This window comes from Pseudomonas sp. TE3728, from assembly GCF_056279145.1.
Genome location: NZ_JBWBQT010000001.1, coordinates 6,337,021 through 6,353,396 on the forward strand (window position 1 = coordinate 6,337,021; position 16,376 = coordinate 6,353,396).

At 56.3% G+C, this 16,376-nt stretch carries 14 protein-coding genes and 5 tRNA genes; 15 read left to right on the forward strand and 4 right to left on the reverse strand.

The features are described 5' to 3' along the window. Positions 1-88 precede the first annotated feature (88 nt). Positions 89-304 carry a DUF6021 family protein gene (locus ACZ89R_RS28055; protein WP_123496536.1) on the forward strand — a complete coding sequence of 72 codons (216 nt, stop codon included), beginning with the start codon at positions 89-91 and terminating at the stop codon, positions 302-304. Positions 305-316: 12 nt separating this feature from the next. After that, complete coding sequence (locus ACZ89R_RS28060; RefSeq protein ID WP_123496538.1) at positions 317-541, forward strand: hypothetical protein; 225 nt, start codon at positions 317-319, stop codon at positions 539-541. 68 nt (positions 542-609) lie between these two features. Here the strand turns inward: ACZ89R_RS28060 and pbpG are convergent, their stop codons facing one another. Both pbpG and folD read right to left on the reverse strand, forming a co-directional pair. Next, the gene (gene pbpG, locus ACZ89R_RS28065; RefSeq protein WP_123496540.1) at positions 610-1,548 is read right to left on the reverse strand and encodes a D-alanyl-D-alanine endopeptidase; all 939 of its coding nucleotides are present in this window, start codon (positions 1,546-1,548) and stop codon (positions 610-612) included. A 238-nt stretch (positions 1,549-1,786) separates the two neighbouring features. After that, entirely contained in the window at positions 1,787-2,641 is an 855-nt protein-coding gene (gene folD / locus ACZ89R_RS28070; RefSeq protein WP_429547450.1) for a bifunctional methylenetetrahydrofolate dehydrogenase/methenyltetrahydrofolate cyclohydrolase FolD, read from the reverse strand. 275 nt (positions 2,642-2,916) lie between these two features. On the opposite strand from folD, the gene ACZ89R_RS28075 reads away from it, so the two are divergent. The 13 genes from ACZ89R_RS28075 to ACZ89R_RS28135 all read left to right on the forward strand — a co-directional run bounded on the left by ACZ89R_RS28075 (position 2,917) and on the right by ACZ89R_RS28135 (position 13,849). Continuing rightward, positions 2,917-2,993, forward strand: a tRNA-Arg gene (locus tag ACZ89R_RS28075). Between the two features lie 32 nt (positions 2,994-3,025). After that, positions 3,026-3,101: transfer RNA gene (locus ACZ89R_RS28080), tRNA-His, on the forward strand. 57 nt (positions 3,102-3,158) lie between these two features. Then, a tRNA-Leu gene (locus ACZ89R_RS28085) sits at positions 3,159-3,243 on the forward strand. Positions 3,244-3,321: 78 nt separating this feature from the next. Beyond that, positions 3,322-3,397 (forward strand) — tRNA-His (locus tag ACZ89R_RS28090). 400 nt (positions 3,398-3,797) lie between these two features. Beyond that, positions 3,798-5,108, forward strand: a complete 1,311-nt coding sequence (tig, locus tag ACZ89R_RS28095) for a trigger factor (protein WP_429547449.1) — start codon at positions 3,798-3,800, stop codon at positions 5,106-5,108. A gap of 93 nt (positions 5,109-5,201) precedes the next feature. Further along, a complete protein-coding gene (gene clpP / locus ACZ89R_RS28100) occupies positions 5,202-5,837 on the forward strand; it encodes an ATP-dependent Clp endopeptidase proteolytic subunit ClpP (protein ID WP_007901795.1) in 636 nt (211 codons plus the stop codon). Positions 5,838-5,950: 113 nt separating this feature from the next. Next, positions 5,951-7,234, forward strand: coding sequence for an ATP-dependent Clp protease ATP-binding subunit ClpX (gene clpX, locus ACZ89R_RS28105; protein ID WP_007946893.1), 1,284 nt, complete (start codon positions 5,951-5,953; stop codon positions 7,232-7,234). A gap of 263 nt (positions 7,235-7,497) precedes the next feature. Continuing rightward, the gene (gene lon / locus ACZ89R_RS28110; RefSeq protein WP_008073094.1) at positions 7,498-9,894 is read left to right on the forward strand and encodes an endopeptidase La; all 2,397 of its coding nucleotides are present in this window, start codon (positions 7,498-7,500) and stop codon (positions 9,892-9,894) included. A 149-nt stretch (positions 9,895-10,043) separates the two neighbouring features. Next, positions 10,044-10,316 (forward strand): HU family DNA-binding protein, encoded by a 273-nt coding sequence (locus ACZ89R_RS28115; RefSeq protein WP_002552737.1) that lies wholly within the window; start codon positions 10,044-10,046, stop codon positions 10,314-10,316. Between the two features lie 53 nt (positions 10,317-10,369). Beyond that, positions 10,370-10,446: transfer RNA gene (locus ACZ89R_RS28120), tRNA-Asp, on the forward strand. A gap of 102 nt (positions 10,447-10,548) precedes the next feature. After that, a complete protein-coding gene (locus ACZ89R_RS28125; RefSeq protein ID WP_427622722.1) occupies positions 10,549-12,420 on the forward strand; it encodes a SurA N-terminal domain-containing protein in 1,872 nt (623 codons plus the stop codon). Between the two features lie 229 nt (positions 12,421-12,649). Further along, a complete protein-coding gene (locus ACZ89R_RS28130; protein WP_192342579.1) occupies positions 12,650-13,504 on the forward strand; it encodes a DUF2242 domain-containing protein in 855 nt (284 codons plus the stop codon). 162 nt (positions 13,505-13,666) lie between these two features. Further along, positions 13,667-13,849, forward strand: coding sequence for a hypothetical protein (locus tag ACZ89R_RS28135; RefSeq protein ID WP_429547448.1), 183 nt, complete (start codon positions 13,667-13,669; stop codon positions 13,847-13,849). Here ACZ89R_RS28135 and ACZ89R_RS28140 read toward each other — a convergent pair. Together ACZ89R_RS28140 and ACZ89R_RS28145 are read right to left on the reverse strand one after the other, a co-directional pair. Continuing rightward, on the reverse strand, positions 13,846-14,886 hold the full coding sequence (locus tag ACZ89R_RS28140; RefSeq protein WP_429547447.1) for an AraC family transcriptional regulator: 1,041 nt from the start codon (positions 14,884-14,886) through the stop codon (positions 13,846-13,848). The genes ACZ89R_RS28135 and ACZ89R_RS28140 overlap by 4 nt on opposite strands. A gap of 4 nt (positions 14,887-14,890) precedes the next feature. Beyond that, the gene (locus tag ACZ89R_RS28145) at positions 14,891-16,021 is read right to left on the reverse strand and encodes a carbon-nitrogen hydrolase family protein (RefSeq protein ID WP_429547446.1); all 1,131 of its coding nucleotides are present in this window, start codon (positions 16,019-16,021) and stop codon (positions 14,891-14,893) included. Positions 16,022-16,376: the final 355 nt, after the last annotated feature.

Sequence of the window (16,376 nt, forward strand, 5' to 3'; positions counted from 1 at the left end):
CGTCATCTTGCAGGGCACCACTCAGGGTTATTGGCCTCTCATGTAAAGGGCCCGGATTACTTTGCCGGGTCGTGACCAGGAGGCGCCCATGGCTCATTCCAATACCCCTGTCGGCCCGCACTCATCTGAGCATTCGTCCGATAATGAGTTGGGATTCGACCCCGATTCTCCGGACCTCGCCGATCCTCAGGTCGATCCCATCGGCCCTGCCAAGGCGCCCAAGGATATAAAACCGGGTGAGGCGGGCAAGAAGGCTCCCGCGAAACCTTACGATCCACTGGGCGATCTGAAACCCAAGACCTAGTCAGAGGTGCATATGTCTACCGATTCGAGCTTCGACGACAAACGTCCAGATCCTCCAGACAGTGTTCCAACAACCCCCGAGTCGGATCTGGATCCGGTGATGGACCCGGACAGTCCGTTACGGGACCCATTGGCCAGACCGACCGTGGTACCCACAAAGCATCCGCAAGGTTGGAAAGACCCGAGTGCGGGGGACGGCATTCCGGATGACGATCAGATGCCGTTGCCCAATGATTAATCCCTAATAAAAAGCCCCGAATATTCGGGGCTTTTTATTAGGGGCTTTCGTTTGGAGGCGTTTCGAGTTTACTTCGATGCTTCAACCACACCGCTTTGGCGATGCTTGAGGTTCTTGTCGGATTTGTACTGCAGGGCTACGGACGGCACGTTGGCGCTCTTGCCGGTTTCGACCCAGCTGCGAATCCGGCTGGCATCGGCAAAGTGCGTGTACTTGCCGAAGGCATCGAGAATCACCAGCGCCATCGGCCGATCTCCCATGTGGGTCACCAGCACCAGGCAGTGACCGGCCGCGTTGGTAAAGCCGGTTTTGGTCAGTTTGATGTCCCAGTTAGGCTTGTTGACCAAATGGTCGGTGTTGCGGAAACCCAAGCTGTAGTTGGGTTTGCGGAACGAAACGGTTTTTTCCTTGGTGGTGCTCAATTGAGTCAATAGCGGGTACTTGTGTGCGGCGATCAGCAGTTTGCTCAAATCGCGGGCGGTGGACACATTGCGAGGAGAGAGGCCCGTCGGTTCGACAAAGTGGGTGCTGGTCATTCCCAGCGCTTTGGCTTTGGCGTTCATGGCGGCAATGAACGCGACATAGCCGCCCGGATAGTGATGGGCCAGACTCGCAGCGGCACGGTTTTCCGAGGACATCAGGGCAATCAGCAGCATTTCTCGGCGTGGCAATTCGCTTTTGAGTTTGACCCGGGAAAACACGCCTTTCATTTCCGGGGTATCACTGATGTTGATGGAAAGATACTCGTCCATGTTCTGCCGGGCTTCTACCACCACCAGGCCGGTCATCAGTTTGCTGACGGATGCGATTGGCACTACGACGTCAGGGTTGCTGGCATAGATCACTTTGTTGGTTTGCATATCCATCAGCAAGACACTGCCGGAAGCGATCTTCAGCTGTGAAGTGTCTCGGGGTGCGGCAGTGGTTTCTGCAGCGTTGATCGTTGGCGTGGTGAAAGTCCCTGTAAATGCAAAAAACAGGCTCAGGATTGAAAGACGGATTTTCACGCTGGCGGACTCATAAAGGGTGGATATACCGTTTTGTAACGGGCTGTTTCTTTAAAAAGCGACGCATTTTAGGAGTATGGCTGAAGAACTGTCGATGGTTGTTCGATGTTCAGATGAAAGTGCCTGGGCGCCTGATAAAAACGGGCTTTTCCGGCGGATGGTCGAGCTTTTTCTGCAGGTAAAAAGAACCCCGCGACTGGCGGGGTTCCTTTATGCGGCGCTGCAAGCCAGCGTGAACTCAGCCGTGCAGCGTTTCCGCGGCGTACAGCGTGTTTTCCAGCAGGCATGCGCGGGTCATCGGGCCAACGCCACCCGGTACCGGAGTGATCCAGCCGGCGCGGGGCAGGGCGGTTTCATAGATCACGTCACCGACCAGCTTGCCGTCTTCCTGGCGATTGATGCCAACGTCGATCACGATCGCGCCTTCCTTGATCCACTCACCTTTGACCAGGCCCGGCTTGCCGGCGGCAACCACCACCAGGTCGGCGCGACCGACATGGCCCGCCAGATCCTTGGTGAAGCGGTGGGTAACGGTCACGGTGCAACCGGCCAGCAGCAGTTCCATTGCCATCGGGCGACCAACAATGTTGGACGCCCCGACAATGACCGCGTCCATTCCGTATAGATTGGCACCGGTGCTTTCCAGCAGCGTCATGATGCCTTTAGGTGTGCACGGACGCAGCAGCGGAATACGCTGGGCCAGACGGCCGACGTTATAAGGGTGGAAACCGTCGACATCCTTGTCAGGACGAATGCGCTCCAGCAATTTGGATGCGTCCAGATGTTGAGGTAAGGGCAGCTGAAGCAGAACGCCGTCAATCGCCGGGTTATCGTTCAGGCGATCGATCAGATCGGTCAGTGCTTCTTGAGTGGTTTCGGCAGGCAGGTCATAGGCTTGCGAAAGGAAGCCGACCTCTTCACAGTCTTTACGCTTGTGCGAGACATAAACCTGAGAGGCAGGATCGCTGCCGACCAGGATCACCGCGAGGCCAGGCGTGCGCAGACCTTGCTGGCGACGCTCGGCGACTCGTTTGGCGATCTGCTGGCGCAGGCTGGCGGCGATCGATTTGCCGTCGATTAGTTGTGCAGTCATTGCGCGTGATTAACCATCGAGAGGGGAAAAAAAGAGAGCGCATTCTCGCATGTCATGAGGTGAGGGCAAAGGCGCTTGGTCTGCAAATTCCCCTAACCCCTTTAATTAAATGAATTTTTTTTAAAAAGGATTTGACGACCTCTGGGGGGCTCTATACTATTCGTCGCACTTGTCGGGCACAGCCTAGCACTGGTTGAGAAGGTCGAGCGGAGTTACGCTTCCGCAAGGCTGAAAAGCACTTAGTTTGTAGTCCTTCAAGGGTACAGATTAACAAGGCGCCCGTAGCTCAGCTGGATAGAGCATCCGCCTTCTAAGCGGATGGTCGCAGGTTCGAGTCCTGCCGGGTGCGCCATTAGGCAACTTTGGCACAAGTAACGCGATATGGTGGGCGTAGCTCAGTTGGTAGAGCACGGGATTGTGACTCCCGTTGTCGTGGGTTCGATCCCCATCGTCCACCCCATATTTCGAAAGGCGCCAGATTAACAGTCTGGCGCCTTTGCTTTAACAGCTTCAATCCGCGGATGTGGTGGAATTGGTAGACACACTGGATTTAGGTTCCAGCGCCGCGAGGCGTAAGAGTTCGAGTCTCTTCATCCGCACCAAATAAAGCTTCACTCTTGCCGCTTGGCTTGGTTGGGGCTCAGCAAAGAAGTTGTTTGGCTTCTTTGTCACGCAATATGGTGGGCGTAGCTCAGTTGGTAGAGCACGGGATTGTGACTCCCGTTGTCGTGGGTTCGATCCCCATCGTCCACCCCATATTTCGAAAGGCGCCAGATTTAACAGTCTGGCGCCTTTTTTGTTTCAGTTGTTTGAGTGTCGACGACTGCAGGTTGTGGGTCGCAGGGGCGGGTCGTTTCATCGTATTTATGTTTCTCGATGATGCACGATTTGCCCGCCGATCCCCTCGCGGGGTCGGCTGTCAGGGATGGATTGCCGATTCCTTCTATATATAGAAGGATTGGTGCAGAGCCTTGGCATGACTGGCTGTATTTGCTAACAGGGCGAGGCACAACCGTTTGTCCCCGCCTATAAATTGCCTGCTGCTTTTTTACCCGTTTTCAGTAGGGTGACTTCTTGAGTTTGACCCACTAGAATGCATGCCCTTGATTCTGGGGTCGGAAACGGCCGGCTAACGTCTGTGCAACGAGGAATATCCATGCAAGTTTCTGTTGAAAATACTACTGCTCTTGAGCGCCGCATGAGCGTCACCGTGCCGGCTGAGCGCATCGAGAGCCAGGTCAACAAGCGTCTGCAGCAGACCGCCCAAAAGGCCAAGATTGCTGGCTTCCGTCCAGGCAAAGTGCCAATGAGCGAAATCAAGCGCCGTTTCGGTGCTGACGCTCGCCAGGAAGCTGTAGGCGACGTGATCCAGTCTTCTTTCTACGAAGCTGTGGTTGAGCAGAAGCTGAACCCGGCTGGTCAGCCTTCGATCGAGCCTAAATCCCTGGAAGCAGGCAAGGACCTGGAATACGTCGCAATTTTCGAAGTGTTCCCTGAGTTCACCGTTGCCGGTTTCGAAGGCATCGCTGTCGAGCGCCTGAGCGCTGACGTGGCGGACGCCGATCTGGACAAGATGCTGGAAATCCTGCGCAAGCAGAACACCCGTTTCGAAGTCGCCGATCGCGCTGCTCAGAACGAAGATCAACTGAACATCGATTTCGTCGGCAAGGTCGACGGTGAAGTGTTCGCTGGCGGTTCCGCCAAAGGCACCCAGCTGGTGCTGGGTTCCGGCCGCATGATCCCTGGCTTCGAAGACGGTCTGGTCGGCGCTAAAGCCGGCGAAGAGCGCGTTCTGAACCTGACCTTCCCTGAGGACTATCAGAACCTCGACCTGGCAGGCAAAGTCGCTGAGTTCACCGTGACCGTGAACACCGTTTCCGAGCCTAAACTGCCAGAGCTGACCGAAGAATTCTTCGCTCAATTCGGCATCAAGGAAACCGGTCTGGAAGGCTTCCGCACCGAAGTTCGCAAGAACATGGAGCGCGAACTGCGTCAGGCGATCAAATCCAAGGTCAAGAATCAGGTTATGGACGGTCTGCTGGCCACCAACCCGATCGAAGTGCCAAAGGCTCTGCTGTCCAACGAAGTTGACCGTCTGCGCGTGCAGGCTGTTCAGCAGTTCGGCGGCAACATCAAGCCTGACCAACTGCCGGCCGAGCTGTTCGAAGAGCAAGCCAAGCGCCGCGTTGTGCTGGGTCTGATCGTGGCTGAAGTGGTCAAGCAATTCGACCTCAAGCCTGACGAAGCCCGCGTTCGCGAGATGATTCAGGAAATGGCTTCGGCTTACCAGGAGCCTGAGCAGGTTGTGTCTTGGTACTACAAGAACGACCAGCAACTGAACGAAGTCCGTTCGGTTGTGCTGGAAGAGCAAGTTGTGGATACTGTTCTGCAGAAAGCTAGCGTGACCGACAAATCGGTCTCTTACGAAGAAGCTGTCAAGCCGGTAGAAGCTCCACAAGCCGACTGATCGTTTTTGCGGTAAGAAGCACACACCATAAGCCAGCCTTCGTGCTGGCTTATGCGTATTCAAGACATAACTATTTGGGAGTGACTGCAGAGCATGTTCCGTAATTCCTATATTCAGCAGAACTCTGATATCCAGGCCGCAGGCGGCCTGGTCCCGATGGTTGTCGAGCAGTCTGCTCGTGGCGAGCGCGCCTATGACATCTACTCGCGCCTTCTCAAGGAGCGAGTGATTTTTCTGGTTGGTCCGGTAGAGGACTACATGGCCAACCTGATCTGTGCGCAACTGCTGTTCCTTGAAGCGGAAAACCCGGACAAGGACATCCATCTCTATATCAACTCCCCGGGCGGTTCGGTCACGGCGGGCATGTCGATCTATGACACCATGCAGTTCATCAAGCCAAACGTGTCGACCACTTGTATCGGTCAAGCGTGCAGCATGGGCGCGTTTCTTCTGACGGCCGGTGCCCAGGGCAAGCGTTACTGCCTGCCGAACTCGCGTGTGATGATTCACCAGCCACTGGGCGGTTTCCAGGGCCAGGCTTCGGATATTGAAATCCATGCCAAGGAAATCCTCTTCATTCGTGAGCGTCTCAACACGCTGATGGCCAAGCATAGCGGGCGCACTCTTGAAGAAATCGAGCGCGATACCAACCGCGATAATTTCATGAGCGCTGAAGCCGCGCGTGAATACGGGTTGATCGATGAAGTGATCAACCAGCGCCCCGCTTAATAATAAGCAGCTCAAAATAGGGTTGGTCAGCTGGTCTGATCACCGGCGGGCTTGAAAAAGCCCGCAATAGCCTTCATCTTGTGTTGCAAGCCTATCGGATTTGGATCGAACGAATGACTGACACCCGCAACGGCGAGGACAACGGCAAGCTGCTCTATTGCTCCTTCTGTGGCAAAAGCCAGCATGAAGTACGCAAATTGATTGCCGGCCCCTCGGTCTTTATCTGCGACGAGTGCGTCGACCTGTGCAATGACATCATCCGTGAGGAGGTGCAGGAAGCCCAGGCCGAAAGCAGCGCGCATAAATTGCCTTCGCCTAAAGAAATCAGCGGCATCCTTGATCAGTACGTGATTGGTCAGGAGCGTGCGAAAAAGGTTCTGGCCGTAGCGGTGTACAACCACTACAAGCGTTTGAACCAGCGTGACAAAAAGAATGACGACGTCGAACTCGGCAAAAGCAACATCTTGCTGATCGGCCCGACAGGCTCGGGTAAAACCCTGCTTGCCGAAACATTGGCCCGCTTGCTGAACGTTCCGTTCACCATCGCCGACGCAACCACCCTCACCGAGGCGGGTTATGTAGGTGAAGATGTCGAGAACATCATTCAGAAGCTGCTGCAGAAGTGCGATTACGATGTAGAAAAAGCCCAGATGGGTATCGTCTACATCGATGAGATCGACAAGATCTCACGTAAATCTGACAACCCGTCGATCACTCGGGACGTTTCCGGTGAAGGCGTACAGCAGGCCCTGCTCAAGTTGATCGAAGGTACGGTCGCTTCCGTTCCACCTCAAGGTGGTCGCAAGCATCCGCAGCAGGAATTCCTTCAGGTCGACACCCGTAACATCCTGTTCATCTGCGGTGGTGCGTTCTCCGGTCTGGAAAAGGTTATTCAAAACCGTTCCACCAAGGGTGGCATTGGTTTCAACGCGGAAGTGCGCAGCAAGGAAGAAGGCAAGAAAGTCGGTGAATCCCTGCGTGAAGTCGAGCCTGACGATCTGGTCAAGTTCGGTCTGATCCCTGAGTTCGTTGGTCGTCTGCCGGTACTTGCTACGCTGGACGAGCTTGATGAGGCTGCGTTGATGCAGATTCTCACCGAGCCGAAAAATGCTCTGACCAAACAGTATGCCAAGCTGTTCGAGATGGAAGGCGTGGACCTGGAATTCCGGGCTGACGCGCTGAAATCGGTCGCCAAACGTGCCCTGGAACGCAAAACCGGTGCCCGTGGTCTGCGTTCGATTCTCGAAGGTGTATTGCTCGACACTATGTATGAAATCCCCTCGCAGTCCGAGGTGAGTAAAGTAGTGATCGATGAAAGCGTTATAGAAGGCAAGTCCAAGCCACTGTATATCTACGAAAACAGTGAGCCGGCTGCCAAGGCAGCGCCAGACGCCTGAGCGTCACACTGCTGAAATAAAGAAGGGGCCTTCGGGCCCCTTTGCTATTGTGGGCGCTGGCTTGTCGGATCGTCGAACCGCTGTGAAGGCAGCATGACATCCGACCTTTTTGGATGTATCCGGGCCCACGCAGGCGCTACCGTAAGCGGCGATCTTTAAAGTGGTTTTTTTATCCGCTTGTTTTTTTTGAAAACAGCCCCCATCTTGGTTTAAAGCTTACTTCCATCTGTTTACGGCCTTATGGCCGCCGTAGAGGCGAAATCATGAAGACAACCATCGAATTGCCTCTCCTGCCATTGCGTGATGTCGTGGTTTATCCGCACATGGTTATCCCGCTGTTCGTGGGGCGCGAGAAATCCATCGAAGCCCTCGAGGCAGCGATGACGGGCGACAAGCAGATCCTTCTGCTGGCTCAGCGAAATCCTGCTGACGACGATCCCGGTGAAGAAGCACTTTATCGCGTAGGCACCATCGCCACCGTTCTGCAGCTGCTCAAGCTGCCTGACGGCACGGTCAAGGTTCTTGTCGAAGGCGAGCAGCGGGGCGCCGTGGAGCGCTTCAGCGAAGTCGACGGCCACTGCCGTGCCGAAGTTTCGCTGATCGACGAAGTCGACGCGCCTGAGCGCGAGTCGGAAGTGTTTGTCCGCAGCCTGCTGGCTCAGTTCGAACAATATGTGCAGCTGGGCAAGAAAGTCCCCGCTGAAGTCCTGTCGTCGCTTAACAGCATCGACGAGCCAGGCCGCCTGGTTGACACCATGGCTGCGCACATGGCCCTGAAAATCGAGCAGAAGCAGGAAATCCTCGAAATCATCGATTTGTCGGCCCGGGTCGAGCACGTTCTGGCGTTGCTGGATGCCGAGATCGATCTGCTGCAAGTCGAAAAACGCATTCGCGGCCGCGTTAAAAAGCAAATGGAGCGCAGCCAGCGCGAGTACTACCTGAATGAGCAGATGAAGGCCATTCAGAAAGAACTGGGCGACAGCGACGAAGGCCACAACGAAATCGAAGAGCTGAAGAAGCGTATCGATGCCGCCGGCCTGCCGAAAGACGCGTTGGCCAAGGCTCAGGCCGAACTGAACAAGCTCAAGCAAATGTCGCCAATGTCCGCGGAAGCGACGGTGGTGCGTTCGTATATCGACTGGCTGGTTCAAGTGCCGTGGAAGGCCCAGAGCAAGGTGCGTCTGGACCTCGCTCGTGCCGAAGACATTCTCGACGCCGACCACTATGGTCTGGAAGAAGTCAAAGAGCGGATCCTCGAATACCTCGCCGTGCAGAAGCGCGTGAAGAAGATTCGTGGTCCGGTGCTGTGCCTGGTCGGTCCTCCCGGGGTGGGTAAAACCTCTCTGGCGGAGTCGATCGCTCACGCCACCAACCGCAAATTCGTGCGCATGGCCCTCGGTGGTGTGCGCGATGAGGCGGAAATTCGTGGTCATCGCCGGACTTATATCGGTTCGATGCCAGGAAGATTGATTCAAAAAATGACAAAGGTGGGCGTCCGCAACCCGCTGTTCCTGCTCGATGAAATCGACAAAATGGGCAGCGACATGCGTGGCGATCCGGCGTCGGCGTTGCTGGAAGTGCTCGATCCCGAGCAGAACCACAACTTCAACGATCACTATCTGGAAGTCGATTACGACCTGTCCGATGTGATGTTCCTGTGCACCTCCAACTCCATGAACATTCCGCCGGCGCTGCTGGACCGGATGGAAGTGATTCGTCTGCCGGGTTACACCGAAGACGAGAAGATCAACATCGCTGTCAAATACCTTTCGCCGAAGCAGATTACGGCCAACGGACTGAAGAAAGGCGAGCTGGAATTCGACGCCGAAGCGATCCGCGACATCATCCGCTACTACACCCGCGAAGCCGGTGTACGTGGGCTGGAGCGCCAGATTGCCAAGGTTTGCCGCAAGGCGGTCAAAGAGCATGCGATGGAAAAACGCTTCTCGGTGAAGGTCACTGCCGACATGCTCGAGCACTTCCTGGGCGTGCGTAAATTCCGCTACGGTCTGGCTGAGTCGCAGGATCAGATCGGTCAGGTCACAGGCTTGGCGTGGACTCAGGTGGGTGGCGAATTGCTGACCATCGAAGCCGCGGTCGTGCCGGGTAAAGGCCAGTTGATCAAAACCGGTTCTCTGGGTGACGTGATGGTCGAATCGATCACCGCAGCCCTGACCGTTGTCCGCAGCCGTGCGAAGAGCCTGGGGATTCCTCTGGACTTCCACGAGAAGCGCGACACCCACATCCATATGCCTGAAGGGGCAACGCCGAAAGATGGCCCTAGCGCCGGTGTAGGCATGTGCACGGCCCTGGTGTCAGCATTGACTGGCATTCCTGTACGCGCAGATGTTGCCATGACCGGCGAAATCACCTTGCGTGGTCAGGTGTTGGCGATTGGTGGTTTGAAAGAAAAACTGCTGGCTGCTCACCGTGGTGGAATCAAGACGGTGATCATTCCTGAAGAGAACGTACGCGATCTGAAGGAAATTCCTGACAATATCAAGCAAGATCTACAGATTAAACCAGTTAAATGGATTGACGAGGTCCTGCAAATTGCGCTGCAATACGCGCCGGAGCCCTTGCCGGATGTGGTTCCGGAGATCGTTGCAAAGGATGAAAAACGCGAGACTGACTCTAAGGAAAGAATTAGCACGCATTAGTACGCATTTGCCTGGGGGGCTTGTTGACAGTTTTTTAGAGCCCTTGTTATAAAGCGGCTCTTAAGTGTCTGTAGGCCATTCAGCACTCGTTTTTTTGCTTTCACCAAAAAACTTAGAATCAAACTCAAATAGATATAAGGGGACTTAGAGTGAACAAGTCGGAACTGATTGATGCTATCGCTGCATCCGCTGATATCCCGAAAGCTGCTGCTGGCCGTGCGCTGGACGCTGTAATCGAATCCGTCACTGGCGCTCTCAAGGCTGGCGACTCTGTTGTTCTGGTTGGTTTCGGTACCTTCTCCGTAACCGATCGTCCAGCTCGCATTGGTCGTAACCCACAGACCGGTAAGACGCTGGAAATCGCTGCTGCCAAAAAGCCAGGTTTCAAAGCCGGTAAAGCACTGAAAGAAGCTGTCAACTAAGTTCGATTCAGGTTTTTGCCTATCCGGGTCGGGGTCATTCCTGACTTGGCAGCGGAGCGGTAGTTCAGTCGGTTAGAATACCGGCCTGTCACGCCGAGGGTCGCGGGTTCGAGTCCCGTCCGCTCCGCCAGTTACGAGAAGGCGCATCCTCGGATGCGCCTTTCTTCTATCCGGATTCTACCCACGCTCCACGGTTGCCTAATTTTGAAGTTCAACCGTTTCTGGGGGACGCATGCTGCAGAATATCAGGGACAATTCACAAGGCTGGATTGCCAAGACCATTATCGGGATCATCGTTGTACTGATGGCTTTCACCGGTATCGAGGCCATTTTCCAGGCGACGACCAACAGCCAGGATGCGGCCAAGGTCAATGGTGAAGAAATCAGTCAAAACGAGCTGAACCAGGCGGTTGATATGCAACGCCGTCAGCTCATGCAACAGCTTGGCAAGGATTTCGATGCTTCCTTGCTCGACGAAAAAATGCTGCGCGAATCGGCCCTCAAAGGCCTGATCGATCGCAAACTGCTGCTGCAAGGCGCAGAAAAATCGAAATTCGCTTTCTCCGAAGCGGCTTTGGATCAGGTGATCCTGCAAACGCCTGAATTCCAGGTGGAAGGCAAATTCAACGCCGATCGCTTCGATCAGGTGATCCGTCAACTGGGCTATAGCCGTCTGCAATTTCGCCAGATGCTGGCTCAGGAAATGCTGATCGGTCAGCTACGTGCTGGCTTGGCCGGTAGCGGCTTTGTCACCGATGCACAGGTTCTGGCCTTCGCCCGTCTGGAAAAACAGACCCGCGATTTCGCCACCTTGAACGTCAAGGCAGATCCTGCGGCGGTGAAACTGACTGACGACGAAGTCAAAGCCTACTACGACGAACACGCCAAGGAATTCATGACGCCGGATCAGGTGGTCATCGACTACCTCGAATTGAAGAAGGCGTCCTTCTTTGATCAGGTCAGCGTCAAGGACGAAGACTTGCAAGCGGCGTATCAGAAAGAAACCGCGAACCTGTCCGAGCAACGCCGGGCTGCGCATATTCTGGTCGAAGTGAACGATAAGGTGAGCGAGGCGCAAGCCAAGGCCAAGATCGAAGAAGTGCAGGCGCGTCTGGCCAAAGGCGAGAAATTCGAGGCTCTGGCCAAGGAGTTCTCCCAGGATCCAGGCTCGGCGAACAACGGCGGAGACCTCGGTTATGCAGGTCCAGGCGTCTACGATCCAGCGTTTGAAAAAGCCCTGTATTCGTTGGCCAAGGATCAGGTTTCGGAGCCGGTTCGCACTGACTTCGGTTTCCACCTGATCAAGCTGCTGGGCGTTGAAGCCCCTGAAGTGCCGACGTTTGCCAGCCTGAAAGACAAGCTGACCCGCGAGCTGAAAACCCAGCAGGTCGAGCAGCGCTTCGTCGAGGCGACCAAGCAATTGGAAGACTCGTCGTTCGAAGCCTCCGATCTGGCCCAGCCGGCACAAGACCTGAAGCTGACTGTCCACACGTCCGCGCCATTCGGCCGGGAAGGTGGCGAAGGAATTGCGGCCAACCGTGCCGTAGTGACCGCTGCGTTCAGTCCTGAAGTGCTGGATGAGGGTGCCAACAGCACCGCCATCGAGCTGGACCCGGAAACCGTGATCGTGCTGCGCGCCAAGGAACACCGCAAGCCTGAGCAACTGCCGCTGGAAAGCGTGGCTGCCAGCATCCGTGCGCAGCTGACCAAGGAGCATGCCAGTGCTGCCGCCAAGACCAAGGCTGATCAACTGATCGTCAGCCTGCGCGATGGCAAGACTGCACTGGACCAGGCGATCGATGGCCAGAACTGGAAAGTGACTCAAGCTGCGACGCGTGCTCAGGAAGGGGTCGACCCAACCGTGCTGCAAGCGCTGTTCCGCATGCCCAAGCCTGTCTCCAAAGACAAGCCGACCTTCAGCAGCGTGACCCTGGCCGATGGTAGCCTGGTGATCGTGCGTCTGAACGCCGTGAACGAAGCTGCGGCGCCGACCGAAGAAGAGAAGGTTCAATACCGTCGCTTCCTCGCCTCGCGCATTGGCCAGCAAGACTTCGCGGCTTACCGCAAACTGTTGGAGAGCGAGGCTGAGATCAAGCGTTTCTGATGCTTGACTGAGCTTTGCGCGACACAAAAACCCCGGCCGTAAGGCTGGGGTTTTTTATGGGGGAAACAAAAACGGCATGAGCTACCCGTCGCCTGCTTATTTACCGCGCGACTTTTTCCTGTCAGTAACAGTCAGTAGACTTGTAACTGTTTTAAGACACCAAACGGTGCGACGCTAAGCATCGATCTGTTGCACAATACGCCCCGAACCGTTTTCCTCAGGATGTTCAATGTTTAAATCAATTCCCATGCGTGTTGTCGGGCTGGCCTTGGTGCTGGCCGCCGCTGCCGGTTGTTCGTCGAAGAAAGCCGCCATCTACGAGCATGAGAACTTCGACGACTCCGGAACGTTCTCGCGCAATTACCCGGTGACCGATGCGCAAACCTGCGAGGCCGCCCGTCGGGCTTTGCTCAGCCAGGGTTACATCATCACCAGCGCCGATCCGAAGCTGGTCAGTGGACACAAGAGCTTCCAGCAGACTGGTGAGACCCACATGGAGATCAGCTTCAGCGTGGTCTGTGCCGATGACGGCAGCGAAGGGCATCACGCGACAATGTTCGCCAACGCCCTGCAGGACCGTTATGCGTTGAAGAAGACCAACAACTCCGCCAGCCTCGGTGTCGGTGTGTTGGGCTCGGTATCGATGCCGATCGGCTCGTCTGACGATTCGATGGTCAAGGTCGCCAGTGAAACCGTGTCCTCGGCCAAGTTCTACGAGCGTTTCTTTGCCTTGGTCGAGTTGTTCCTCCCACCGGAGGCGAAGAAGGCGGCACACATTACCGAGAAGCCGAAGACTGATCTGGGTGTGCCCGAAGCCAAGGCTGCGCCGGCTCAGTTGGCGCCGACCTCGACCCCAGCGGCAGAACCTGCGCCTGCTCCAGCGCCGGCAGCCGAACCTGCACCCGCTGAAACCGCTCCAGCCAGTTCGGAGCCTGTTGTGCCACCTGCTGAAACGGCGCCGATTACCCCGGTGCAGAGCAGCGAGCCGAGTTCGTCCACCGAAACAGTGGCTCCACCGGCGGATTCAAGCACCATGCCAGCACCGACCGAGCCAATTTCGGCCATGCCTGTCTCCGGCCAGTAATAGCCTGATGTTACGGGATCGGGTCAGACGACTCCGATCCCGCAACACCTTCCAAGATTGATCCACATCAAATCGGGCCGTATTCCTACCGCTCGTATCGAAAAAATCCTGTGATAAATTCCTGACCACCTGCTACGTTTTATTCAGTAGAGATGTAGTGTCATGCGCGCGTCATTTTTCTTTCATGCGGGCACTTTATGCTCAGGGCGCTGGTCATTTATTCAAGCGATTTTTTCAACAAGCGATGGGGGTTTAATAATGGACGATTATCAAGAAGAACTGCTCGAATACCAGGCGTTTGAACTGGACCCGCTGGAGCCGGCCGAAGACGCTACCGAGCTTTAGGGGGATTGGCGATGACTGCGGCGAAACTCGCCGGGGGTCTGGCCGTTCCAGCGTTTGAAAGCCCGTTGAAAGGCTTCGGCAGAGGCAAATCCCAGCAGGTAGGCGATTTCCCCGAACGCCAGTTCGGTGTCTCGGATGTAAGTCATGGCGAGGTCGCGGCGCGTGTCGTTGAGAATTGCACGAAACTGCGTGCCTTCCTCGGCGAGTTTGCGACGCAAGGTCCAGGTCGGCAGCTTCAGGCGTGCCGCCACTTCTTCCAGGTCGGGTTCCCGACCACCATTGAGCAACGGCCCCAGTAACTGAGTGATGCGTTCACGCAGGCTGCGGGTGCGTGTCAGTTGCTCCAGTTCCCGTTCACACAGTTGCAGCAGGTGCCGCCAGGTACTGGGGCAGTGCTGCGGATTGCGCTGGGCGAGGCTCTCCAGGTTCAGGCGCAGTTGATTCTGTTCGGCGCCAAACTGAATCGGACAATCCCCCAACACGGCATAGGCCTCACGGTAATCCGGCGCCTGGAATTCGATCTCGATCCGTTCGGCGCGTAGCGGGGCAGGGCTTACGCTGGATAATTGCTGCAACCAGCCGGCGATGATGGAATCCACCACGAAGCGGTTGTAGGCGTTATAGGGACTGATGGAATAGAACCGCAGCCAGGCGCCTTGGGCATCTTCATGAAAGCTCGATTGGCCGCGATAGTTGGAGCCATACAGCGCTTCAAAGCGAATCAGGCAGCGCGCCGCTTCCCGCACGGTGGGGGCCTGGGCGGCGGTGACTCCGGCCAGGCCGGCCTGGCTCAGACGGCTGAGCTGGCCCATGCGCAAACCCAGTGCCGGGTCGTCAGTCAGTTGAATGGCCCCGTGACCCAGGCGCATGTAGCGCGGGATCGAGAGGCGGGCGCCGGCCTCTGCCAGTCGCGCGGCGTCGAGGCCGTACTGTTCGAGCAGCGGTTGTGGGTCCAGGCCATGGCTGCGCACGGCGTCGGCCAGGCTATGGACGAAGCCCACCGACAAATCCCCGAGGCGCATCGGCTGCGGTTTCATCGGCTTACAGCCAGAGGTTCAGCAAACGCGCGCCCCGGGCATCGCCGTCGGCGAATTGTTGCCCGTTGCTGCTGAGGAAACTTTGACCGGCGCTGCCCTTGTCCCAGAACTGACCGCGCAGGAACACGCTCATGCCGGCGATGGCCTGGCTGCCGGACGGTTGGGCAATCAGCGTCAGCCGATGCCAGGCCTGACCTTCGCTGAGTTCGCCAGCCTTGAGACTGACAGAGCTCGGAGTGGACTGGCCTTTGTAGCCGCGCCACGGTTGGTCCCAAGACCCGCGCCCGACGACGAACGCCGGGACCGCCACTAATTGCGCGCCTTGATCGTCGAGTTTGCGATAGTTTTCCGGATACCAACTGTCGCTGCCGATCAACACGCCCAAGCGTCCGGCCGGTGTGTCGACGACGTTGATCGTGTGTTCGGAATTGGCATCGACGGTGTCGTGACCAGCGAAAGTCGGGTGCATTTGCCGCTGCGGCTGGCCGATCGGCAAACCGTCGCGACCGAACACGACGCTGCTGTTGTACAGGGCACCGCGGCCAATCTTCAGGGTGCCATCGCTGACACTCGGCTCGGGCAACACGATGGAACCCGCCACCAGAGTGATGCCGAATTCTTTCGCCAAGCCGCCGAACAGCGCCTGGTAACTCTTGGCCATTTTCTTGGCTTTCATCCGCAAGTGCGCATCGTCGAGACGGCTACCGCCCTCGGCACTGATCAGGGCGCGGATGAACTGCAACGGATTGCTCACCGCCAGCCAGTTCATCGCTTCCTTGAGCGTAGTGGCCTGGTACAACTCATCTTTTTCGCCACTGATCATCAGCCAGGTACCGACATGTTCGGGCAGTACGACGATGGTTTTTTCATTCAGCAGGCCTTGATCCTGAGCCTTCTGCAAGTAAGCCGCGAGCTTGCGGTGCAAGCGTTCGGGGCTTTGATAATCGGTGGGGAACAGCTCGGGCTGGATACCCAGCAGATTGCCGCGATCGGCGGGGGTGCCCTGATCGACCGCAAGGCTGATACGCAAATCCGACAGGTAATGACCCACCGGACGGTCCGCGGCCCACATGGCGTAGGTCGTGAGGGTGGCGATCAACGCCATGGAGAGGGTCAGGTACAAAAGTTTGCGCATGGGGAAACAGTCAACGGCCGTGTGCAGGCATGAATTCTCAGTATGGATAGAATCGAAGGGTACGGCAAATCAATAGGTTGGCGAGAATTTTCCCACCTGAAATGATTTTTTTTTCCGTTTCAAATGAAATCGGCGAGCGTTTCGGTCGTTTGAGTTGAGACTGCACGCAGGTGCGGGGAGGTTAAGGCGTTCGGCGCGTGAGGTCGGAAGTTATAGGCGGGGGATGTAAAGTAAGAGCGCAATCATGATCGAGCTCAGGAATAGCTCGATCGCTTTATTTGTGGTGTGCACGTTGGTATGAGTGATTTCTGCTCTGGATGGCTCGATGATAGTTAGTTGCTATAAAATCCCATAA

Coding starts and splice junctions, on each gene's coding strand:
- ACZ89R_RS28055 (WP_123496536.1), top strand. CDS start 89: ATGGCTCATTCCAATACCCCTGTCGGCCCGCACTCATCTGAGCATTCG.
- ACZ89R_RS28060 (WP_123496538.1), top strand. CDS start 317: ATGTCTACCGATTCGAGCTTCGACGACAAACGTCCAGATCCTCCAGAC.
- folD (WP_429547450.1), bottom strand. CDS start 2,641: ATGACTGCACAACTAATCGACGGCAAATCGATCGCCGCCAGCCTGCGC.
- tig (WP_429547449.1), top strand. CDS start 3,798: ATGCAAGTTTCTGTTGAAAATACTACTGCTCTTGAGCGCCGCATGAGC.
- clpP (WP_007901795.1), top strand. CDS start 5,202: ATGTTCCGTAATTCCTATATTCAGCAGAACTCTGATATCCAGGCCGCA.
- clpX (WP_007946893.1), top strand. CDS start 5,951: ATGACTGACACCCGCAACGGCGAGGACAACGGCAAGCTGCTCTATTGC.
- lon (WP_008073094.1), top strand. CDS start 7,498: ATGAAGACAACCATCGAATTGCCTCTCCTGCCATTGCGTGATGTCGTG.
- ACZ89R_RS28125 (WP_427622722.1), top strand. CDS start 10,549: ATGCTGCAGAATATCAGGGACAATTCACAAGGCTGGATTGCCAAGACC.
- ACZ89R_RS28130 (WP_192342579.1), top strand. CDS start 12,650: ATGTTTAAATCAATTCCCATGCGTGTTGTCGGGCTGGCCTTGGTGCTG.
- ACZ89R_RS28135 (WP_429547448.1), top strand. CDS start 13,667: ATGCGCGCGTCATTTTTCTTTCATGCGGGCACTTTATGCTCAGGGCGC.
- ACZ89R_RS28140 (WP_429547447.1), bottom strand. CDS start 14,886: ATGAAACCGCAGCCGATGCGCCTCGGGGATTTGTCGGTGGGCTTCGTC.
- ACZ89R_RS28145 (WP_429547446.1), bottom strand. CDS start 16,021: ATGCGCAAACTTTTGTACCTGACCCTCTCCATGGCGTTGATCGCCACC.